Annotated in this window: 15 protein-coding genes; 6 read left to right on the top strand and 9 right to left on the bottom strand. The window is 58.9% G+C overall.

Translation table 11 applies throughout. The annotated features are described in order from the left end of the window. Nucleotides 1-92 precede the first annotated feature (92 nt). Nucleotides 93-2,621 (bottom strand): phosphoketolase, encoded by a 2,529-nt coding sequence (locus DW823_RS09330; protein WP_118081993.1) that lies wholly within the window; start codon nt 2,619-2,621, stop codon nt 93-95. 204 nt (nt 2,622-2,825) lie between these two features. After that, nucleotides 2,826-3,854, bottom strand: coding sequence for a LacI family DNA-binding transcriptional regulator (locus DW823_RS09325; RefSeq protein WP_089573627.1), 1,029 nt, complete (start codon nt 3,852-3,854; stop codon nt 2,826-2,828). A gap of 183 nt (nt 3,855-4,037) precedes the next feature. On the opposite strand from DW823_RS09325, the gene murB reads away from it, so the two are divergent. Next, the gene (gene murB / locus DW823_RS09320) at nt 4,038-5,000 is read left to right on the top strand and encodes a UDP-N-acetylmuramate dehydrogenase (protein ID WP_118081991.1); all 963 of its coding nucleotides are present in this window, start codon (nt 4,038-4,040) and stop codon (nt 4,998-5,000) included. Between the two features lie 68 nt (nt 5,001-5,068). On the opposite strand, the gene DW823_RS09315 is transcribed toward murB, so the two are convergent. Next, complete coding sequence (locus tag DW823_RS09315) at nt 5,069-5,434, bottom strand: hypothetical protein (RefSeq protein ID WP_147350683.1); 366 nt, start codon at nt 5,432-5,434, stop codon at nt 5,069-5,071. Nucleotides 5,435-5,910: 476 nt separating this feature from the next. After that, entirely contained in the window at nt 5,911-7,119 is a 1,209-nt protein-coding gene (locus DW823_RS09310; RefSeq protein ID WP_118081986.1) for a hypothetical protein, read from the bottom strand. Nucleotides 7,120-7,386: 267 nt separating this feature from the next. On the opposite strand from DW823_RS09310, the gene galE reads away from it, so the two are divergent. From galE to glgP, 3 genes are all read left to right on the top strand, one after another. Further along, a complete protein-coding gene (galE, locus tag DW823_RS09305; RefSeq protein ID WP_118081984.1) occupies nt 7,387-8,448 on the top strand; it encodes a UDP-glucose 4-epimerase GalE in 1,062 nt (353 codons plus the stop codon). Between the two features lie 208 nt (nt 8,449-8,656). Next, nucleotides 8,657-10,174 carry a 4-alpha-glucanotransferase gene (gene malQ / locus DW823_RS09300; protein ID WP_233543076.1) on the top strand — a complete coding sequence of 506 codons (1,518 nt, stop codon included), beginning with the start codon at nt 8,657-8,659 and terminating at the stop codon, nt 10,172-10,174. A gap of 128 nt (nt 10,175-10,302) precedes the next feature. Further along, entirely contained in the window at nt 10,303-12,570 is a 2,268-nt protein-coding gene (gene glgP, locus DW823_RS09295) for a glycogen/starch/alpha-glucan family phosphorylase (RefSeq protein WP_118081981.1), read from the top strand. Nucleotides 12,571-13,025: 455 nt separating this feature from the next. Here the strand turns inward: glgP and DW823_RS09290 are convergent, their stop codons facing one another. The 5 genes from DW823_RS09290 to DW823_RS09270 form a co-directional block, all read right to left on the bottom strand. Continuing rightward, nucleotides 13,026-14,225 carry an ABC transporter ATP-binding protein gene (locus tag DW823_RS09290; protein ID WP_117584246.1) on the bottom strand — a complete coding sequence of 400 codons (1,200 nt, stop codon included), beginning with the start codon at nt 14,223-14,225 and terminating at the stop codon, nt 13,026-13,028. Nucleotides 14,226-14,293: 68 nt separating this feature from the next. After that, entirely contained in the window at nt 14,294-15,133 is an 840-nt protein-coding gene (locus DW823_RS09285) for a carbohydrate ABC transporter permease (RefSeq protein ID WP_117584245.1), read from the bottom strand. Next, on the bottom strand, nt 15,133-15,987 hold the full coding sequence (locus tag DW823_RS09280) for a carbohydrate ABC transporter permease (protein ID WP_055252174.1): 855 nt from the start codon (nt 15,985-15,987) through the stop codon (nt 15,133-15,135). The genes DW823_RS09285 and DW823_RS09280 overlap by 1 nt, the downstream gene beginning before the upstream one ends. An 87-nt stretch (nt 15,988-16,074) precedes the next feature. Next, nucleotides 16,075-17,391 (bottom strand): ABC transporter substrate-binding protein, encoded by a 1,317-nt coding sequence (locus tag DW823_RS09275; RefSeq protein ID WP_055252173.1) that lies wholly within the window; start codon nt 17,389-17,391, stop codon nt 16,075-16,077. 306 nt (nt 17,392-17,697) lie between these two features. After that, nucleotides 17,698-18,417: a GntR family transcriptional regulator gene (locus DW823_RS09270; protein ID WP_117638177.1), complete on the bottom strand. Its 720-nt coding sequence runs from the start codon at nt 18,415-18,417 to the stop codon at nt 17,698-17,700. 224 nt (nt 18,418-18,641) lie between these two features. Between DW823_RS09270 and DW823_RS09265 the strand changes: the two genes are divergently transcribed. Continuing rightward, nucleotides 18,642-21,092, top strand: a complete 2,451-nt coding sequence (locus DW823_RS09265; protein WP_117779418.1) for a PTS transporter subunit EIIC — start codon at nt 18,642-18,644, stop codon at nt 21,090-21,092. Between the two features lie 127 nt (nt 21,093-21,219). Further along, the gene (locus DW823_RS09260; protein ID WP_118081979.1) at nt 21,220-22,233 is read left to right on the top strand and encodes a polyprenyl synthetase family protein; all 1,014 of its coding nucleotides are present in this window, start codon (nt 21,220-21,222) and stop codon (nt 22,231-22,233) included. Nucleotides 22,234-22,358: the final 125 nt, after the last annotated feature.

Raw genomic sequence — 22,358 nt, 5'->3', positions numbered from 1 at the left:
CCCTTCCTCGGAGAAGTTCGCGAAGCCCACTTCTCCGAGGAAGGGCACCAGCCCGGAGGCGGCCCCAGCGCGAGGCCGTCCCGGATGCCTACCTACTCGTTGTCGCCTGCGGTCATCTGCGTTGCGGAGAGCGCGCCATCGGCAGCAGTTGCAGCAGCGGCGTCGGGCCAGACCCAGTCGGTAAAGGCCGGATGGTCGTAGCCCTCATCACACGCAAACTCAAAGGCCTCGGTGCGGAATGCCTCCCACTCATCAATTTGCTCGGCAAACTTATCGGCGTCGACCATGCGCAGCACGTCGGCGGCCAGCGCCCAGCGATCCATGTTGTTCAGGCGCAGCATGTCGAACGGCGTTGTCGTGGAGCCTTTCTCCTCGTAGCCGTGGACGCGGAAGGCATCGTGGCCGGGGCGGTTCCAAATCAGACGGCGAATCGTGCCGGCATAAGCGTGGAACGCGAAGAGGACGGGCTTCTCGCCGCAGCCGAACAGCTCAGCCCAGCGCTCGTCGCTGAGAGCCTGGTCGTTCTCGCAGACGTTCTGGATCTTGAGCAGGTCGACCACGTTGACGAACCATACCTTGATGCCCAGCTCGCGCAGCATGTCGGTTGCAGCCAGAGCCTCAAGCGTCGGCACGTCACCGCAGGTGGCGACCACGACGTCGGCCTCGGCGAGCGAATCGGCGGTCGATGCCCACTCCCAGGTCGCAACGCCCTCGGCGAGCTCCGCCTTGGCCTCGTCGACCGTCTGGAAGGTCGGAGCAGGCTGCTTGCCGCAGAAGATGGCGTTGACGCAGTCAGTGGACTGGTAGACGCGCTCGGCCACGGCGAGAGCCATGTTGGCGTCGGCCGGATAGTAGGCGTTTACGATGTGCGTGTCGTTGGCCTTGTTGAGCAGCAGGTCGATAAAGCCGGGGTCCTGATGCGAGAAGCCGTTGTGGTCCTGACGCCAGACGTGGCTCGACAGCAAAATGTTAAGGCCGCTGATGGGGGCACGCCACGGAATCTCGCGCTTGGTAGCCTCGAGCCACTTGCAGTGCTGGTTGACCATGGAGTCGACCACATGGACAAAGCTCTCGTAGGAGCTCCACACGCCGGAACGGCCAGTGAGCACGTAGGCCTCGAGGAAGCCCTCGCATTGGTGCTCGGACAGCTGCTCGACGACCTTACCGGAGCCTGCCAGCAGCTCGTCGTTGGCCTCGTCCTCGTAGAAGCCGGCGTCCCACTGCTTCTTGGTCACCTTGTAGGCAGCCTGCAGACGGTTGGACGCGGTCTCGTCGGGACCAAAGATGCGGAAGTCATCCATGTTCTTGGCCAGAACGTCGGCAGTGTACTCACCAAAGACGCGGGCGGCCTCGGTGGAGCCCCAGCCATGACCCTTAGTTGCGACGGGGACCTCGTGGGCATGAATATCGGGCAGCTCGAGCTCGCGACGCACCTTACCGCCGTTCGCGTTGGGGTTGGCGCCGATGCGCAACTCGCCAGTCGGCATAAAGGCCGTCACCTCGGGGCGCACCTGGCCCTCGGGCGTAAAGAGCTCCTCGGGCTTGTAGGAACGCAGCCACTCGCGCAGCACGCGGAAGTGCTCGTGGGTGTCCTTGGCACTCGCCAGCGGCACCTGATGCGCGCGCCAGGAGTCCTCGGTCTTCTTACCGTCGATGTGCTTGGGGCAAGTCCAGCCCTTGGGCGTACGGAACACAATCATGGGGTAGGCCGGGCGGACCACGGTCTCGCCTGAGGCGGCCTGGGCCTGCGCGGTGGCCTTGATGTCACAAATCTCATCGAAGACCTGCTCAAACAGGGCAGCGAAACGCGCATGAATGCTTGCGTGGCTCTCGTCGTCAAAGCCGGCGACAAAGAAGTGCGGCTTATAGCCCATGCCCTCAAAGAACTTGGTGAGCTCCTCATCGGACACGCGGGCAAGGATGGTGGGGTTGGCGATCTTGTAGCCGTTGAGGTGCAGGATCGGCAGGACGATGCCGTCGGTTGCCGGGTTCACGAGCTTGTTGGACTGCCAAGAGGTCGCGAGCGGACCGGTCTCGGACTCGCCGTCGCCCACCACGGCCACGGCCAGCAGGCTCGGGTTGTCCATAACGGCACCGTAAGCGTGGCTGAGCGTGTAGCCGAGCTCGCCGCCCTCGTGGATGGAACCGGGCGTCTCGGGCGCAAAGTGGCTCGGGATGCCGCCGGGATAGGAGAACTGGCGGAAGAACTTCTGCAGGCCGGCCTCGTCATTGGTGATGTCGGGGCGAATCTCGCGGTAGGTGCCGTCGAGCAGCGACTGAGCAGTACCGGCGGGGCCACCGTGACCAGGGCCCATCAAGAAGATAGCATTCTGGTTGTGGTCGGCGATCAGTCGATTGACGTGACCGAACAGGAAGTTGATGCCGGGCGTGGTGCCCCAGTGGCCAACCAGGCGGTGCTTAACGTCCGGACGACCGAAGTCGCGCACCTCACCGGTTTTCTCGTCGACAAAGTCGGGGCGCATTAGCGGGTTAGAGCGAAGGTAGATCTGACCGACGGACAGATAGTTCGATGCGCGCCAATACAGGTCGACGCCCTCGAGCTCGGAAGCCGGCACCTCGTGGCCCAGCTTTTGCCACGGCGTCCCCAGTGTTTTAGCCATTGTTTATGTCCCTTCGCTGTGCGGTCACCCTCCAATACGGCAACCTTTCGTTGGGACCAGTATATTTGCTAAAACGTTTTATCATGGTGAAAAAACGTTTTATCACCCTTATCAATCCCATCGATTAGCAAAACGCGACATTCACCTGCGGCGTTGATTGTCACAGGTGCTCCACATTCGGTCTCTGCAAATTGGTAAACGTGTTTAGTTGTGTTTAGTAAGCTCGAGCACGCTGTCCTTAACGATAAGCTCCGGCTCCAGAACGACCTCTTCGGCACGCCTGCCGCCCCTACCGGCAAGACGCTTGGACATGCAGCCAAAAGCATGCTCCGCAAGGACACCAGGGTCCTGCTCAATCGCGGTCAGCGCCGGCTCAAAGAGAACGTCGGCCGCCGAGTTGTCATAGCTCACCACCGAGATATCGCCCGGGATGCTCTTCCCCATCTCGTGCAAGCGCTTGAGCAAACCGAGGGCAATGTTATCCGAGCTTGCGAACACGGCAGTGGCGTCAGTTGCGAGCACTGCCTCCGAGGCCTCGTATGCGCTCGGAATGTAGTACTCGCTCTCAAACTCCAAACGCGCGTCGATCGGCAGGCCAACCTCGCGCAGCGCGCGCTCATAGCCGGCAAGTCGCTTGCGACCCGTATTGGAACGGCGGGCATTAACCAGGCAGGCAATACGGCGGTGGCCTTGCTCGATCAGATAGCGGGTGGCCATATAGCCGCCCATCTCGTGGTCGAACATCACCTTGTCGCACTCGAGCCCCTCAATAGCACGGTCGACCATTACGGCCGGGATGGGCAGGTGGCTGACCTCTTCGCGCAGGGCGCGGTCATCGGAGAACTCGTCACCCACCACCAGGAAGACGCCATCAACGCCGCGCGTCACCAGCTGGCGCAGCAGCTCCAGATCGTCATCGGCGCTTCCGCCCGAGCTGGTAATGAAGAGCGCATAGCCGTCCTCGCGGCAGCGCTTTTCCAGGCTACCGGCGAGCGAGGCAAAAAAGCGGCTCTCGATGTTAGGGACGATAAGGCCCAGCGTGCGCGACTCGCGCATGACCAAGCTGCGCGCAATCTGGTTGGGAACATAGTGGTTGCGCGCCGCGACCTCTTTGATGAGCTTGCGGTTTTCTTCCGAGATGCGACAGGGCCGATTATTGAGAACAAGCGAGACCGACGAGGGGGAAAGCCCCACCTCCTGGGCGATCTGCTTGAGGGTGACTTTGTTGGCCATCTCGCTCCTTCCGGGTTTACGCGCAATCTCTTGAAAGTATAGCGACTACCCCTCTACCTCGGTGATAAACACTTTACCAATCCGGTGGACGGCTGTTTTATCGCCGCCAGCGCACCAAATCCGTCCGGGTGGGGTATATTGCAATCGATTGATGAGAACGACCACCAAAAGGCGGATATTCGTATGCACGAGAACGATTTTTTTAACGAGGACCTGCTGTGCGCGCTCGCTGGCGTTGCCGGCGAGGACAACGTGCTGATGAGCGAGCCCATGCGCGAGCACACCACGTTTAAGATCGGCGGTCCGGCCGACGTCTTTGTCACGCCCGATACTGAGCAGGGCCTCGTCGCCACGCTCGATACCTGCTATCGCTGCAATCTACCACTCACCATCGTGGGCAACGGCTCCGACTTGCTCGTCGGCGACAAGGGCATCCGCGGCGTCGTCGTAGCGCTGGGCGAGGGCCTCTCCGACATTACGGTCGACGGCACGCACGTCACGGCGGCAGCCGGCGCCTTGCTTTCCGATGTCGCAGCCGCGGCAGCCGAGGCCGGCCTTACCGGCATGGAGCCCATCTCGGGCATTCCCGGATCGGTCGGCGGTGCCTGCTACATGAACGCCGGAGCATACGGCGCTTGCATGGCCGATGTGCTGGAGTCCGTGCGCGTCTACAAGCCCGCCCGCATGCTCGACGACGGCACCCGCGGTAGCGGCAGCATTATCGAGTTCGATGTCGATGAGCTCAACCTGGGCTATCGCAAGAGCCGCATTGCCGACGACGGTTTCATCGTGCTTTCGGCCACTTTCAATCTCGCCCCGGGCAACGCCGCGATGATCAAGGCCGACATGGACGACTACCGCCAGCGCCGCGAGGACAAGCAGCCGCTCGACATGCCGAGTGCCGGCTCCACCTTCAAGCGCCCCGAGGGCCACTTTGCCGGCAAGCTCATCATGGACGCCGGCCTGCGAGGACACGCCATTGGCGGCGCGCAGGTGAGCGAGAAGCACTGCGGCTTCATCGTCAACGCCGACCACGCCACCGCCGCCGATGTCGACGAACTCATCCGCGACATCCAAGCCAAAGTCAAAGAGCAGTTCGACGTAGACCTAGAACCCGAAGTCCACCGAGTCGGCGAATTTTTATAGCCCGCTCGCCGCGGTCCACTTTAATTAATAACGGGACAAGTGACGTAGCTCACTTGTCCCGTTTTCATTTATTTGCGAAGAACATCGGCCATCCGCAGGATTGAAATCATCGACCGATAAGTGAGTTCCACCTTTTCGCCCGCAAGCAGTCGTTTCGAGCCAATCTCATCTAGCCCCACAAGGCGAGAAAACAGCAAGCTACTCATCGTGCCCTCGTCAATTGATTCCTTTATGGTCTTCAAAACGTCCGTATCATGAAGCGACGCCGAGCTGTAGGGGGCAACACGAGCGGAACTCTCAATTAACGACGAGACAAAAGGATGGAGATGCTTTGGACATAGTCCATCAAACACCACATCCCCATTGTCATCCGAGCCGACTAGTCGCCAACTATAATGATCGACCCAGTCGTCTCCGTCATATATGGTGTCCATGAGCAACTTCCCGTCTAGAGAGAAACCTGTTTGAACATCGGGGCGCAAGACCGCAATCCATCTAGGACCCGCAGCAGCTCCGACCCAACGCACCACACGACAATTGTATATTGCGACTATTTTAGATTTACATGATCAGTTCGAGTTCGCAACAAGGCGATTATTGCAGCTAGGTTATATTTCATTTTCCACTTTGATGAGCCGTCGGCTCCAAATTCCAAAACCGAAGTCCACGGAGTCGATTAATTCATTTAAAAAGAAGGCCCCGAAAGGGGCCTTCGCCATCTTTATATCAGACAACCAGTCCGGTGAGTCGCGTTCAGAACCCGAGAGAGCCGCGTGCGTGCCCGCAATATATTTGATTGATCGCGAGTTCCGCACGCAAAGAAGGCCACTTAATGTGGCCTTCGTCTTGCGCAGGACTGCCCGAGCAGGCAATCAAATATATTGCGGGCGGGCACGCGGCCCAGTCGGCTTTACGACAGCGCAATACCGCCAAGCCAGCCCCAACGCACGCCAGAGCCAGTACCATAAAAGCTAATGAACGAATCGAGCGACTTCGACGTAATGGGACCCTCGTTGCTCATAACGACGCCGCCGCCGACATAGATGCCCACATGGCCATACAGCAGGCCGGGCGCACCGGTGCCGCTATGCGATGAGTCGGCAACAATCATGCCCACCTGCAGCGCCGAGCGGTCGGAGCTATAGCACCAGGCGTTAAACATATCGCACGCGTTGCCGCCAAAGTAGCCAACGCCGGCGTTACGGAAGACATTGGTAACCCACGCCGCGCACCAGTTCTGACCCGGCGAAGGCGTGGAGTAGCACGCGTTGACGACGGCCTGCTGCTTGCCCGAGCCGGCATTCTGCTGCGGAGTTCCGGGCGCATACGATCCACCACCCGAGCTCGAACCACCCGAGTAGGAATTGTTCTTGTTCGCGGCGGCCGCGGCAGCGGCGGCAGCCTTCCTGGCAGCCTCCTCGGCCTGGGCGGCAGCGAGAATCTCGGAATCGCGCTGAGCCATGAGCTCCTTGACATCGTCGGAGAGGCCGTTCAGAACCGTCTGGACCTCCTGCTGCTTGGCCTGCATGTCCTGCATCTGGGCAGTCTGCTGGTCCTTGAGCTTCTCCAAGTCGGCTTTTTGCGACTCGAGCTCGGCCTTCTGCGTATCGAGCTCTTCCTGGATGGTCTGAATGTCCTCGATGGCGTCGCGGTCGCTCTTGTTGATCTTCTCAACATAGTGCGCATTGGCGACGAGCTCCTCAAACGAGCCCGAGGCGAGCAGCAGCGACAGGATGTTGGTGCCGCCCGACTTATAGCTGGCGGAAACGCGATCGGAAAGATCGCCGCGCTTCTTTTTGAGCTCGGCCTTCTTTTCGTCAATCTGCGCCTGCGTGCTGTCAATCTGGCCCTGTACGCCCTCGATATCGTTGAGGGTCTGGGCGTTCTTGTTGGCCAGCGCCGCGTATTCATTTGCGATGCTGTCGAGCTGGGCCTGGACCTCGTCAAGCTGAGCCTGGGCCGCATTGAGCTTGTCGGTGGTTTCCTTGGTGGCCTCCGCAGCATGAGCGCGAGCGGGCAGACCAAAAAGAACGGCTGCAGAAGCTGCGCCGAACAGGGCCTTGAGGGCAGTGCGACGCGAAAGCTCCTGGGAAAGGATGGAATCGCTGTTTGGTGACATATCTACTCCGTTACATGTTTATTTATATGTCGCTCAACTCATACATATTAGCGTACATCCGGCGCATCCCAACGATTTCCACGAACGGCAGCAAACCGTATGGTCGGCGGCTCGTATGCAAACGTCAAAGTCAAGGTTACGCCCACGCCAAACATTTCAATGAGTACGTTAGCATGTTCATCTGCTTTTCCTGCCCTGCACCTTTTGGGTGCCCCTGCCTGCGCTATACTCCCCTGAAGAAGTGTTCCTGATTCGATAGGAGACTACATGTCCAAAGCACTCGACCCCAAAGACACCTGCGTCCTCGTAACCGGTGGCGCCGGTTTTATCGGCTCGCACACCGTCGTTCAGCTGCTCGAGGGCGGCTACCAGGTCGTCATCGTCGATGACCTTTCCAACTCCAGCGCCGTCGCCGTCGACCGCGTCAAGACCATCGTGGGCGAAGAGGCTGCCAAGAACCTCACCTTCTACGAGGCCAACGTGCTCGACCGCGAGGCCATGAACAAGATCTTCGACACCCATCAGATCGACCGCGTCATCCACTTCGCCGGCTTTAAGGCCGTCGGCGAGTCGGTGAGCAAGCCCGTCGAGTACTACCACAACAACATCGAGAACACCCTGGTGCTCATCGACGTCATGCGCAACCATGGCTGCAAGTCCATCATCTTCTCGAGCTCCTCGACCGTCTACGGCGACCCGGACAACCCGCCCGTCACCGAGGAAGACCCCAAGAAGCCCGCAACCAACCCCTATGGCTGGACCAAGTGGATGATCGAGCAGATCCTTATGGACGTTCACACCGCCGACCCCGAGTGGGACGTTGTGCTGCTCCGTTATTTCAATCCCATCGGCGCCCATCCGTCGGGCCTGATCGGCGAGGATCCCAAGGGCATCCCCAACAACCTGGTGCCCTATGTCGCGCAGGTTGCCGTGGGCAAGCTCGAGGCCGTTCAGGTCTTTGGCAACGACTACCCCACACCCGACGGCACCGGTGTGCGCGACTACATCCACGTGTGCGATCTGGCCTCCGGTCACGTTGCCGCCCTTAACTGGATGAACGGCAAGACCGGCGTCGAGATCTTTAACCTGGGCACCGGCACCGGTACCTCGGTACTCGAGGTCGTCGCCGCCTTCTCCAAGGCCTGCGGCAAGGAGCTGCCCTACGTGATCCGCGAGCGCCGCGCCGGCGACATCGCTGCCAACTGGTGCGATGCCTCCAAGGCCGAGCGCATGATGGGCTGGAAGGCTCAGTACGACATCGCGGATATGTGCCGCGATAGCTGGAACTGGCAGAGCCACAACCCCAACGGCTTCGCCGACGCCGAGTAGCAAAAACCTACATACCGCTCTTGCCCCGATCTCACGTTGTGAGGTCGGGGCTTTTTCATGGCATGTAACCATTCGCCGAAAATCGACCAACTTTTTTATCTTGCCTGTACATGTTTAAACAACATGTTTTACAATAGGCATATCGAATCAGAACATCGGAGGCGGACTGCGCACCCATCGGCAGACCGACCCCACAACAAGAAGGTTGGTGAGCGCATTCATGGAGCGTGCAAGCGGCGTCCTCATGCCCGTCTCATCTCTGCCCGGACCATACGGAATCGGCGGCTTTGGCTGGAATGCCTACGACTTTGTCGATTTCCTCGCCTCGTGCAAACAACATTATTGGCAGATTCTGCCCCTTACGACGACTAGTTACGGCGATTCGCCTTACCAGTCGTTCTCGGCCCGCGCGGGCAACCCTAACTTCATTGACTTTGCCGAGCTTATCGAGGCAGGGTATCTGGAGCAGCGCGATATCGACGGCGTGTACCTGGGCTCCGATCCCAGCAATGTCGACTACGGTGCTATCTTTGCTGGCCGCCGCCAAATCCTCGACCGCGCCGCCGAGCGCTTCGCCGCGAATAAACCAGCCGATTTCGACGACTTTATCCAGGCAAACGAGGACTGGCTCATTCCCTACTGCGAGTTTGTGACCGTAAAGGAGGAGTGCGGGCTCAAGGCCTTTTGGGAGTGGCCCGAGGAGCTCCGCCGCCGCGGCGAGGCATCCAACAAGATCTGCGCCGCCCACCCCGAGCGCATGCTTTACCACCAGATGACGCAGTATTTCTTCGATCGCCAGTGGAGCCGCCTCAAGGCCTATGCCAACGAGCGCGACATCCTGATCATCGGCGACCTGCCCATCTACGTCTCGCGTGACTCCGTCGAGATGTGGGCGACACCTGAGCTCTTTAAGATCGACGCCGCCGGCAATCCCGTGAGCGTCGCCGGCACGCCGCCCGACCAGTTCTCGGCCACCGGCCAGTACTGGGGCAACCCCATCTACGACTGGGACGCCATGGAGGCCGACGGCTTCTCCTGGTGGGAGGGCCGCATTCGCGCCGCCCTCGACATGTACGACGTCATCCGCCTGGATCACTTCCGCGGCTTCGAGGCCTATTGGGAGGTGCCGTTCTCCTCGCCTGATTCGTCCTACGGTTCGTGGACGCAGGGTCCCGGCCTCAAGCTCTTCAAGACGCTCGAGGAAAAGCTCGGCACGCTGCCCATCATCGCCGAGGACCTGGGCTTCCTCACCCCCGGCGTCATCGATATGCGCGACAACTCGGGCTTCCCCGGCATGAAGATCCTGCAGTTTGCCTTTGAGGGCACCAACTCGTACTACCTGCCGCACAACTACATTGCCAACACCGTCGCCTACGTGGGCACTCACGACAACGAGACGGCACGCGGCTGGTTTGAAGGAACGGCTACCCCGCGTCAGCGCGAGCAGACAGCCCTGTACACCCATCAGCAGGCCGGCGAACCCATCGCCGACGCGCTCAACCGAACCATCGCAGCCAGCGTGAGCGACACGTGCATCTACACCATGCAGGACCTGCTCAACTTGGGCAACGAGGCGCGCATCAACACCCCTGCCACGCTGGGCGGCAACTGGACCTGGCGCATGCTCGACGGCGCCATCACCCGCGAGCTCGAGCACAAACTCACCGACTGGACCGAGACCTACTTCCGCATCCCGTCGGAAGCCGAAATCGAGCTTCCTCAATAGGAGCTACCGCGCCCGACCCCTCCCCACCGTGCGGACGCGCTTGCTTACCCGCGCGAGGCCACCCCAATCCCCTCGCGCGGGATTCTTATGAATTGCAGACATGTAATCAACCCATTACAGGAGGAAACATGCCCCAAATTAACCTCATGGAACTCGCCGAGCAGTCTTTTGGCACCTCGCTCGAGCAGCTCGACGACCGTCGCATTTACAAGCTGCTGGTCAAACTCGTGCAGGAGCGCTCCGCCGCCTGCCCGCTCAACAACGGCAAGAAAAAGCTCTATTACATTTCCGCCGAATTTTTGATCGGCAAGCTGCTCATCAACAACATGATCGACCTCGGCATCTACGACGAGGTTAAGGACCAGCTCACCGCCACAGGCCACGACCTCAACAAGATCGAGGAGTTCGAGGTCGAGCCGTCGCTCGGCAACGGCGGCCTGGGCCGCCTGGCCGCATGCTTCCTGGATTCCATCGCCACGCTGGGCTTGACCGGCGATGGCGTGGGCCTCAACTATCACTACGGCCTGTTCCGTCAGCGCTTTGTCGACAACCAGCAGAAGGCCGTCCCCGACGAGTGGCTCGGTGAGCAGGACATCCTAGTCGACGACGACCGCTCCTACACCGTCGAGTTCGGTGATTTTGCCGTTACCTCCAAGCTCGTCAACATCGACGTGCCCGGTTACGGCCAGCCCACCAAGAACCGTCTGCGCCTGTTCGACCTTGCGAGCGTCGACGACGGCCTGGTCCCCGGCAGCTCCATCGACTTCGACAAGACAGAGATCGCCAAGAACCTCACCTTGTTCCTCTACCCCGACGATTCCGACGAGCAGGGCCGCCTGCTTCGCATCTACCAGGAATACTTCATGGTGAGCAACGCCGCCCAGCTCCTGATCGACGAGGCCATCGAGCGCGGCAGCAACCTGCACGATCTGGCCGACTACGCCGTGGTCCAAATTAACGACACGCACCCCACCATGGTCATCCCCGAGCTCATTCGCTTGCTCACCACCGAGCATGGCATCGAGTTTGACGAGGCCGTGACCATCGTACGCTCCATGGTCGCCTACACTAACCACACGATTCTTGCCGAGGCGCTCGAGAAGTGGCCGCTCGTCAGCCTGCAGAAGGTCTCCCCTGCCATCGCCGACATTATCGTCAAGCTCGATGAGATCGCGAAGGCCGAGCACGATGACCCGCGCGTCGCCGTCATCGACGAATACGACACCGTCCACATGGCCCACATGGACATCCACTTTGGCTTCTCCATCAATGGCGTAGCCGCCCTCCACACCAAGATCTTGGAGGACACCGAGCTTCATCCGTTCTACGAGATCTATCCCGAGAAGTTCTCCAACAAGACCAACGGCATCACCTTCCGCCGCTGGATCCATGGAGCCAACCCCGCGCTCGCCAGCCTGCTCGACGATGTAATCGGCACCGACTGGCGCAGCACCGGCGATCTGAGCAAACTCGCCAAGTTCGCCGACGACAAGGACGTTCTTGAGCGCCTGGCCGCCACCAAGGTCGAGGCCAAGGCCATCATGCGCCAGTTCATGGCGCTCGAGCAGGGCGTGACCATTCCCTCCAACGCCATCATCGACGTCCAGGTCAAGCGCATCCACGAGTACAAGCGTCAGCAGATGCTCGCGCTCTACATCATCTGGAAGTACTTCGATATCAAGAACGGCAACAGGCCTAAGCACCCCGTCACCATCATCTTTGGCGGCAAGGCGGCGCCTGCCTACACTATCGCGCAGGACATCATCCATCTGATCCTGACGCTGTCGCAGTGGATTGCAAACGACCCCGACGTGGCTCCCTACCTGCAGGTTGTCATGATCGAGAACTACAACGTCACCGCCGCCGAGCGCGTGATCCCCGCCGCTGACATCTCCGAGCAGATCAGCCTGGCCTCCAAGGAGGCGAGCGGCACCTCCAACATGAAGTTCATGCTCAACGGCGCCCTAACCCTGTGCACGCTCGACGGTGCCAACGTGGAGATTGCCAAGCTCGTGGGCGACGAGAACATCTATACCTTTGGTGCCTCGTCCAAACAGGTCGAGCAGCTCTACGCCGACGGCACCTACAACGCCGGTACGCTCTACCGCAAGCCCGGAATTAAACTGCTGGTGGACTTCATCACCAACCCGGCCTTTATGGCAACCGGCAACGCCGAGCGCCTGCAGCGCCTGCACGACGACATTAAGGGCAAGGACTGGTTTATGGCCCTGCTCGACATTGAGGAGTACATCCAGACCAAGGAGCGCGTGCTGGCCGACTACGAGGACCAGGACGCCTGGATGCGCAAGGCGCTCATCAATATCGCCAACGCCGGCACCTTCTCGTCCGACCGTACGATCTCCCAGTACAACGACGAGATCTGGCACCTGAGCTAATTCGGTTTCATCGCCCATCCTCTTGAAAACGGAGCCACGGCAACGCGGCTCCGTTTTTTGTGCCCGCACGTTACCCTGTGATCCGACTCGGCCAAACAATCTCGATCCATAACAACTACTCAACCAAAACGGTCCCAGCTGTTACAGATTGAGACATACCGGCTCCTCCCCTTGGGTTTATCTCAATCTGTAACATCTAGCAGGTGAAATTCGCCTTTGGTGTTACAGATTTAGATGAAATGGTTAGCTCAGCGGAACCGTCTCGATCTGTAACATCTAACGTCCGAAATCGGCCCTATCCGTTACAGATCGAGACAAACGACCGGTCAGACAGTCCCAACACAAAGAAAGGCTCCCCTCTCGCCCAGTGGACGGGAGGGGAGCCTTATATGTGACCGCGGCAAAAGGATGGCAAAGCCGCAGTCGCCCAAAGGGAGGGCCTGGTTGCACCGGGCCTAGATAAGGTTCTTGCCAGATACCTTATCGAAGAGGTGGGTCGCGTTCTTCTCGAACTTGAACCAGATGGGGTCGCCCGCCTTGAGCGCACCCTTGGCCTCAAGGTCGACAACGGGAATGATCAGGACGAACTGGCCATCGGGAGCGGTCACGTGGACATGCTCGGTCGAACCCATGAGCTCGGTCACCTCGACGGTACCCTGGAGCGCACCCTCCTCGCCCTTGTCGGCAAGCAGAATCTGCTCGGGACGCACGCCGGCCGTAATCTCCTTCACGTCGCCGCCGTCCCAGTTGAGGGCAAGCTGAGCGCAGGTCTCGGGGGCGAGCGCCACGTTCATATCCTCGGTCTTGACGGTAAAGCCGTTGCCCGAGCGCACCAGCTGGGCATCGAAGAAGTTCATCTGCGGCACGCCGATAAAGCCGGCGACGAAGATGTTCGCGGGATGGTTGAAGACCTCCTGCGGGGTGGCGATCTGCTGGACGACGCCATCCTTCATGACCACGATACGGTCACCGAGGGTCATAGCCTCGGTCTGGTCGTGGGTAACGTAGATGAAGGTGCCCTTGATCTCGTGACGCAGCTTAATGAGCTCGGCGCGCATCTGGTTACGAAGCTTGGCATCCAGGTTGGACAGCGGCTCGTCCATCAGGAAGACCTTGGGGTCACGCACGATGGCGCGGCCGATGGCGACGCGCTGGCGCTGGCCGCCAGAGAGCGCCTTGGGCTTACGGTCGAGGTACTCGGTAATACCCAGGATCTCGGCAGCGGAGCGAACCTTGCGGTCGATCTCGTCCTTGGGGACCTTCTTGAGCTCAAGCGTAAACGCCATGTTCTCGTACACCGTCATATTGGGGTACAGAGCATAACTCTGGAACACCATGGCGATGTCGCGGTCCTTGGGCGCCACGTCGTTGACGCGCTTGCCATCGATGAACACATCGCCGGAGGTGATGTCCTCCAGGCCGGCGACCATGCGCATCGTCGTGGACTTACCGCAGCCAGAAGGGCCAACGAGGACGATGAACTCCTGGTCGTGAACGGTGAGGTTGAAGTCCTCTACAGCGAGCACACCGTCCTCGGTAACCTTGAGGTTGTGCTTCTTCTCCTCGGTCTTCTTCTTTTTGCCAAAGAAGCCCTTCTTTTTTGACTCGTTGTTGGGATACACCTTCTGAACATGTTTGAGAACGATCTCGGCCATGTCTTTACCTTTCGATACGCGGCGCCGCGCTGAGAGGCGCCGCCAAAACTTGCAAAACAGTTACGGCATCAGCCCTTGACGGCACCTGCCACCACACCGTCGATGATGTACTTCTGGCAGAAGATGTACATGATGACGATGGGGATGACGACCATCATGATGCACGCCATCATGGGGCCGAGCTCGACGTGGCCATAGCCGCCACGGAAGTACTGGATCAAGATAGGAATGGTCTTGTACTTGGTGGAGTCGAGCGTAAGGTAGGGCAGCAGATAGTCGTTCCAGACCCACATGGTCTCAAGGATGCCGACCGAAAGATAGGTGGGCTTCATAATGGGAAGGACGATCTTAAAGAACACTTGGACCGGGTTGCAGCCGTCGATCATGGCCGCTTCCTCAATCTCGAGCGGGATGTTCTTGACGAAGCCGGCGAACATAAAGACCGCGAGGCCCGCGCCAAAACCAAGGTAGATGAAGCAGATGTTAAACGGCGTGTTAAAGCCGATGCGGTCCGCGAGGTTGGACAGCGTGAACATGAGCATCTGGAACGGTACGACCATCGAGAAGACGAACAGGTAATAGAAGAAGTTCGAGATCTTGCTGTTGACGCGCACCACGTACCAAGCGCACATGGAGCAGCACACCAGAATCAGCACGACCGACGTGACCGTGATGATAAGCGAGTACATAAACGCCGAGGCAAAGCCCTGCTCGTTCAGAGCGTGCACGTAGTTTGCGAGGCCGTTGAACGTCTCGGGCGTGAGCAGATCGAACGCCGTGGTGGTGCTGATTGCGGTCGCTTTCTTAAAGGAATTGAGCGCAATCATGAACACGGGGTAGATCCATGCGAGCGACAGGATCGTAAAGAAGATCGAGAGCGCGCGGTTGATAGCCTTATCGCGTTTCATTACTGCTGCACCTCCTTGGACCTCGTGGCCTTAAGCTGGATCATAGAAATAGCGACAACCAGGATGCAGAAGATAACTGCCTTGGCCTGACCGATGCCCTGCCATGCGATGCCAGCACGCGAATAGAACGTGTTGTAGATGTTCAGGGCGAGCATCTCGGTGGAGTGCGCCGGGGCGCCACCGGTAAGGGCGAGGTTCTGGTCGAACAGCTTAAAGCCGTTGGTGATGGACAGGAACAGGCAGATGGTGATGGTCGGCATCAGGTTGGGGATCTTAACCTTCCAAAACGTCTGCCATGCCGTAGCGCCATCGACCTTGGCGGCCTCGATGTAGTCAGACGGAATGGACTGCAGACCGGCGATGTAGATGATCATCATGTAGCCGACCTGTTGCCACAGGGTCAGGATGATAAGGCCCCAGAAGCCAGCGGCGGAGTTGAGGGCGATAAGCTGGGCACCCACGTTGGAGAGCAGGCAGTTGATCAGAATCTGCCAAATGTAACCCAGTACAATGCCGCCAATCAGGTTAGGCATAAAGAAAATCGTACGGAAGATGTTGGTGCCCTTGAGCGCCTTGCGAGTGAGCGCCTGCGCAATGGCCAGCGCGATCACGTTGATGAGCACCGTCGACAGGAAGGCAAACGCCACGGTAAAGAAGAACGACGTGGAGAACTGCGGATCGGACAGCGCGCGCACGTAGTTCTCGATACCGACAAAGTGCGCGTTATTGATGGTAATAAACTGGCAGAACGAGAGATAGAAACCCTGGATAAAGGGAATCACGAACCCGATCATAAACGCCAGGCACGTGGGCAGCATAAAGAGCGGCCACCAGCGCTTGAGTGCTTTGCCCATAGAAGGGTCCTTTCAATATGCAGGGGGCGGGCAAACCTACGTCTGCCCGCCCCCTGTCGCTAATCAGATAGCTTGGGCAGCAACTGCTTACTCGGAAGCAGCCTTCTCGGTCTTCCAGCCATCGACGAAGGCGTTCTTGACGCCGTCCCACTTGGTGTTGTCGGCAGCATAAGCGATGAGAGCCTGCTTGAGGTTCTTCTTCCACTCCTCGGAGGGGATGTAAACGAAGTCCCAAGCGACGGTCTTCTTGCCGTCCTTGGCCATAGCAACGGCCTGCTGAGAGAAGACGTTGGTGGTCTCCTTAGCGCTCTTGAACGGGGCGGTCAGACCCATCTTGTCAGCGATGATGCTGGTGGCGGTGTCAGAAGTGACGCACCAATACATGAAGTCCTCGGTGGCCTTCTGGGCATCCTCGGAAGCCTGGGAGCTGACGCACCAGTAGTTCTCGCCGCCGGAGCACAGGCCCTGGTTCTCCTCGCCGTCGACGCCGATGTAGATCGGCAGCATGCCGAGCTGGTCGTCGGTCATACCGGCCTTGGTGAGGTCGGCGTAGGCCCAAGAGCCGTTCTGATAGAAGACGGCCTTGCCGGTTGCGAACTCGTTGGTGGCGTCGTCACCGGTCTTGGAGGCGAGCTGCGAAGGATCGCAGGTGGAGTCGGTGATGTACAGGTCGAAGATCTGCTTAAAGTTGTCGAGATACTCGCCCTTGATCTCGTCGTCCTCCTGGTTGTGCTCCTTCTCGAACTCGTAGTAGAGCGGGAGGTTGGCGAGGTGGGTGGTGTAGCGCCAGCTGGAGGAGTCATCCATGCCGGCGGAAGTGAAGGCACCGTCAACGCCGAGCTCGTCCTTGCGGGCCTGGATGTCATCGGCGCAAGCCTTCAGCTTGTCGAAGGAGTTGATGTCCTCGGCCTTGTAGCCGGCCTTCTCGAGGAGCTCCTTGTTGTAGATGATGCCGTAGCTCTCCTGAACCCAGTCGATACCCAGATCCTTGCCGTCGGACTGCAGCGCCAGGGAGTCGTCGATGAGCTCGCCGCGGAGCTTGGTGTCGGAAAGATCGGCGCAGTAGTCCTTCCAGTTCTTAAGGCCGGTGGGGCCGTTGACCTGGAACAGCGTCGGAGCGGAGCTCTTGGACATCTCGGACTTGAGCTTCTCCTCGTAGGTGTTGGAGGCGGCGGTCACGATCTTGACCTCGACGCCCTTCTCCTTCTTGTACGCCTTGGCGATCTCCTTCCACTCCTTGTCGACCTCGGGCTTGAACTGGAGGAAGTAGACCTCGGCAGCGTCACCAGAAGCAGAGGAGCCAGAGCCGGCAGAACCACCGCAGCCCACGAGGCCCAGACCAAGAACCGCAGCCGCGGAACCAGCAAAGCCCAGGAACTGCCTTCTGCTCATTTCGTTCTTCATTACAATCCACCCTTTCACACCGTGGCGGCACCCTTTGCCGCCGCCTTCGGAGATTGGCTCGGGGACTTTGCCCCTTTTGCTGACTTGTACAATACGCTATTTGGCTAGTTGTTTGAACAAGTATTACTAGAGCGGTAGAAAAACTTCGGTGAACGGTAATTTCGACTTGATACTTGACAAGTTTTGTATAAACAATTATTTGTTATCAAATGCAGAGAAAACGCCCGATCAAGCCGATGCATCGTCGGTTTGACCGGGCGTTTTCGCTTTGAGGGCATGAGTCTCGTCAGGCTGCGAGCTAGCCGGCTATCGCTTGGAATTGACGCGGTAATGGAAGATCTCGGGGTGTGTGCGGGCATGCGTGACCTCGAACAAGATGCCGTCCGAGGTGTACGACTGGCTCTCCATAACGGCGACGCAGTTGTACTTGCCAAGGTCCAGATAGCTGCAGTCCTCATCGTTGGCGAGCTCGACACTCACCGTACGGCGGCTCGCCATCACTTTGATGCCGCGCTTGTGCTCCAGATAGCCGTAGATAGAATCCGCCGCGATCTCGGGGGTCAGGCCCTTGGCGATCGACGCCAAAAAGTAGCCGTGGTCCACTTGGCGCGCGCTGCCGTTGAGGCTTCGGACACGCACGACGCGAATCAGCTCCTCGCCCACCTTAAAGCCCAGGCGACGAGAGAGTTGCTCAGTGCAAATCAAATGTTCAAAAGACTTGACCTCGGTCGATGCGACGGCATTGTTGCGTTTTGCGAACTCGCCAAACGACTCAACCTCTTCGAGTGCGCCCAGCATATCGGTTTCGCCCTTAAGCCAAATAACGCGCACGCCCTTGCCGTGTATAGGCTGCACAAACATCTGGTCGGCCAGCATGCTCAAGGCGCGTCGAACGGTATTGCGCGTGCAGCCAAACTCCGCGGTCAGCTCGGCTTCGGTTGGCAGCATCTCCTGAAACGCATAGGTCCCGTTGATGATGCGCGAACGGATCTCGCGGTAGATTCCTTCGTAAATCGCTTTTGGCATGATTTCACCTCTAATGAATATGTATGGCTAGGCACGATAGCATTTCTTAAAGTTGTTTAAACCGATTATCGGTAAAGCACGGATTATTTACCGTCGACGGTTCCCCCGAAACCCAAATCGGACCGAATCAAAACCGTCAATGCGGCAAGCAGCCAGTCCTCTACAATGAGTTCATTGTTTAAACGTTCTTGCTCGCACAGCATGTTGCATCCGAAAGGCATATTATGCTGCAGAAAATCCAACGTTTTGGCGGAGCCATGTTCGCGCCCGCCATGCTGTTTTCTATATCAGGCCTCATGGTCGGCATCTCCGCCCTCGCAACGACCGTGGATATCGTCGGCGACCTCGCCGTATACGGAACCCCCTGGTACGTTTTCTGGACTATCATTCAGCGCGGCTCGTGGACGGTCTTTAAGCGCCTTCCACTCCTTTTTGCCGTAGCGCTGCCCATCGGCCTTGCCCAAAAGCAACCGGCACGCTGCTGCCTCGAGGCGCTCGTAGCCTATTTTGCCTACTGTTTCTTTTTGAGCGAGATCATTAAGCTGAGCGGCGACAACCTTGGACTTAAGTACCCGTCGTCTTTAACCCCCGCCAGCGGCATCACCGTCATCGACGGCATCAAGACGCTCGACACCGGCATTATCGGCCCGCTGGCGGTGTCGGCAACCGTCGTTGCCATCCATGACCGCTTCTACGATGCCAAGGTTCCCGATTGGCTCGGCACGTTCTCGGGTTCCTCGCTCGTCTACCTCATCAGCTTTTTTGCCGTGTTTGCCCTTGCCGCCATCTCGGCCGCCATCGTGCCCTTCGCATACGCTGTGACCGAAACGCTGCGCCACGCACTTGCAGGCGTCGGCCCCTTCGGCGTGGGCATCTTTGTGTTTTTGGAGCGAGCGCTCGAGCCCATGGGGCTGCACCATCTGCTCTATATGCCCATCTATTACGACAATCTGGTCATTCACGACGGTATTTACGCCACGTGGACCAACCTGCTCCCCATTCTCTCCCATAGCACGCGCCCTTTAAATGAACTTGCGCCCTGGGCAGGTTTTACCGCCACCGGCTGGGGCAAGCTCTTTGGCCTTCCCGCCATCGCGGCAGCATTCTATTTCACCGCCAAACCCGAACGCCGCGCCGGCCTTAAGGTCATCCTTTTGCCCGCCATCGTCGCCTCGGTGGTCTGCGGCGTCACCGAGCCGCTCGAGTTTCTCTTTATGTTCACCTATCCCGGACTCTTTTTGCTCTACGCCGTCCTGTCCTCCTGCCTTGCCATGACCATGAACTTCTTTGGCATCGTCGGCATCTTCTCGGGCGGTCTCATGGAAATGACGGCCTTCAACTTCATCCCACTCATGCGAATGCATGCCGGCTCCTACCTTTTGGCGCTCGGTATCGGTCTTGCCTTTAGCCTCATCTTTTTTGTTAGTTTTCGAGCACTCATCTTGGTCTATGACCTTAAGACGCCGGGCCGCGAGGATCATGTCTCCAATCGCGCGGCAATCGATCGTTTAACGGGAAGCGGCTTTGCCAAAGAGCAATCTCCCAATGGCGAGGTCAGTATTCAATCCGATCAAGATCACGTCCTCGCTGAGCGGGTAATTCAGCTTTTAGGTGGCGTTGGCAATATCGTGGGCGCAACCAACTGCGCCACGCGCCTGCGCGTCGAGGTCGCAGACCCTTCCATCGTTGCAGATAATGCGTCGTTTGTCGCGGTGGGCGCCAAGGGCCTCATCATTACGGGCAAGACCGCCCAGGTGATTATTGGCATCTCCGTTCCCCGCGTTAAAGAGCATTTTGACCAGATCATGGGCCTCGAGCCGGGATTTGTGTCCACCACCTCGGCCTCCCCTGCCGCCAGCGCAGCCCATAAGCGCGGCGATATCTGCTTCTTCGATATCGACGGAACACTCGCCTGGCAAGACCCTCGAGTGGCACAAGAGCTTCCCGAGAGCGAGCGAGACCTCTCCCCCTATCCCAATGAAGCGGTCTCGCAAGCCATCCGTGATTTTGTCGCCAAGGGCAATATGGCGTTTATCTGCACAGGGCGCACGCTGAGCTGCATCCATCCAAAGCTGCTCGAGCTGCCCTGGACCGGCATCGTCTGCCTCGCGGGTGGCTATGTCGAACTTGAGGGACACGTGATTCGCGATTTGGCGATGACGCCCGGCATGCTGCAGCGCCTTGCTCCCATTCTTGAGCAATCGGACGAAGTGATTCGTTTTGAGGGACTCAATGGCGTCGTTCGCATGAGTGCCGATGCGCCCGACGCTCCGGGATACGCCCGCACCGTGGGCGATGCAATTACGCAGCTGCAACATTACAGCGCCTACAAGATCTTAATGTCCACGTCGCTTGCCAACCGCATCGCTCAGGATCAAGCGTTTGAGCCGCTGCTCTGCTTTAACGAGCTCGAGCTCGAAGTGACCGAGATTTCGCCTCGCGAATGCACCAAGCGCGAGGGTATCCAGTCCGTACTCGACGCCCTCGATCCCCACCACGGAACCGTATACGGCATCGGCGACGCCAGCAATGACGTCTCGCTGATGAACGCCGTCGATGTCGGTATCGCCATGGGCAATGCGCCGGACTTCCTCAAGGAAAAGGCCGACTATGTCACCGACAGCATCGACCACGACGGCGTCGTCACCGCGCTCGAACACTTTGGGCTTATCTAGCCAAGCCCCTACCGCACTTGCGGCCGCATGGACCAATCGTCTTCAACCGCCGCGCTCGACGCCCTAATGTGGCAATATGTTGTCTGCATAATGCAACGATGCAACCTATCAAAGAATGCGAGAACCCGTGTCCAGTCCGTTTACCAGCTTTTTAGCCCAGCACTTTGACCAGATTAACGACTATCTGGCCACGTTCTTTGACGGACAGGCAACTTCCGCCGATATCGAGCGTTACCTGTATACCCCGCTCTCGGCATTTACGGCCAATGCCGGCAAGCGCCACCGCCCGCTCATCTGCATGCTCGCCGCCACCGCGGTAGGCGGCAGCTTTGAGAGCGCCCGCAGCGCGGCGGCAGCTATAGAGCACTTTCAATCGGGAGCGCTTATCCATGACGACATCGCCGACAACGGCCAACTGCGTCGCGGCAAGCCCTGCATGCACCTTACCGAGGGCACGGGACTTGCCATCAACTGCGGCGATCTGGCGCTCACCATGGTCACCAAGACGGTTCTCGACGACCCCACGCTCGAGGCAGACGTGAAACTCCGCGTGCTCCACGAGCTCACCGAGATGATCGTCCGCACCATTGAGGGCCAGGCACTCGACTTGGGCTGGGTCCGCGATGGGCGCTTTGACATCTCGGTCGACGATTATCTGGACATGGCGACGCACAAGACCGCGTACTACAGCGGAGCCACGCCACTTGCCGCCGGAGCCATTATCGGCGGCGGCAGCGAGGAGCAGATTGAGGCGCTGCGCGCCTTTGGCCTGTACACGGGCCTTGCCTTCCAGATCCAAGATGATCTGCTCAACTTGATCGGCACCAAAGAGGCCGCCAACAAGGACTTCCGCACCGACATCACCGAGGGCAAGCGCACGCTTGTCGCCGTACACGCCCTCTCTGATGAACGCCACCACGACGAGATCGAGGCGATTCTTTCCTCGGGCACCGATGATCCCGCGCAGCTCGCACGCGCCGTGGAGATCTTCCAGGGGACCGGCTCCATCGATTACGCTCACACTTACGCGCTCGACCTGACCGCCAAGGCCAAAGCGGCCATCGAGAACGTTGAGCTTGATCAGCACGCACGCGAGTTGTTCCTCTCCATGGCAGATTTCTTTGTGGAGCGACTCAACTAGCGTGGGTTATAAAACCTGTCAGCAGCGTATTTGGGTACAACTTGCTACACTGTTGAGTGCATGTTTATGCATCTCTTTGCGTCGTCTATCCGACAGGCGCTCAAATAGTACGAATGATACGCCGA

The sequence above is a fragment of the Collinsella sp. AM34-10 genome (genome assembly GCF_003469185.1).
Classification (GTDB): domain Bacteria; phylum Actinomycetota; class Coriobacteriia; order Coriobacteriales; family Coriobacteriaceae; genus Collinsella.
Note: the sequence above shows the minus strand (reverse complement) of the source record. Positions and strands in the feature narration are given on the sequence as shown.

Excerpts from the sequence above, each read along its gene's own strand:
- DW823_RS09330 (WP_118081993.1), bottom strand. The coding sequence starts at position 2,621 with ATGGCTAAAACACTGGGGACGCCGTGGCAAAAGCTGGGCCACGAGGTG.
- DW823_RS09325 (WP_089573627.1), bottom strand. The coding sequence starts at position 3,854 with ATGGCCAACAAAGTCACCCTCAAGCAGATCGCCCAGGAGGTGGGGCTT.
- murB (WP_118081991.1), top strand. The coding sequence starts at position 4,038 with ATGCACGAGAACGATTTTTTTAACGAGGACCTGCTGTGCGCGCTCGCT.
- DW823_RS09315 (WP_147350683.1), bottom strand. The coding sequence starts at position 5,434 with ATGGACACCATATATGACGGAGACGACTGGGTCGATCATTATAGTTGG.
- DW823_RS09310 (WP_118081986.1), bottom strand. The coding sequence starts at position 7,119 with ATGTCACCAAACAGCGATTCCATCCTTTCCCAGGAGCTTTCGCGTCGC.
- galE (WP_118081984.1), top strand. The coding sequence starts at position 7,387 with ATGTCCAAAGCACTCGACCCCAAAGACACCTGCGTCCTCGTAACCGGT.
- glgP (WP_118081981.1), top strand. The coding sequence starts at position 10,303 with ATGCCCCAAATTAACCTCATGGAACTCGCCGAGCAGTCTTTTGGCACC.
- DW823_RS09290 (WP_117584246.1), bottom strand. The coding sequence starts at position 14,225 with ATGGCCGAGATCGTTCTCAAACATGTTCAGAAGGTGTATCCCAACAAC.
- DW823_RS09285 (WP_117584245.1), bottom strand. The coding sequence starts at position 15,133 with ATGAAACGCGATAAGGCTATCAACCGCGCGCTCTCGATCTTCTTTACG.
- DW823_RS09280 (WP_055252174.1), bottom strand. The coding sequence starts at position 15,987 with ATGGGCAAAGCACTCAAGCGCTGGTGGCCGCTCTTTATGCTGCCCACG.
- DW823_RS09275 (WP_055252173.1), bottom strand. The coding sequence starts at position 17,391 with ATGAAGAACGAAATGAGCAGAAGGCAGTTCCTGGGCTTTGCTGGTTCC.
- DW823_RS09270 (WP_117638177.1), bottom strand. The coding sequence starts at position 18,417 with ATGCCAAAAGCGATTTACGAAGGAATCTACCGCGAGATCCGTTCGCGC.
- DW823_RS09265 (WP_117779418.1), top strand. The coding sequence starts at position 18,642 with ATGCTGCAGAAAATCCAACGTTTTGGCGGAGCCATGTTCGCGCCCGCC.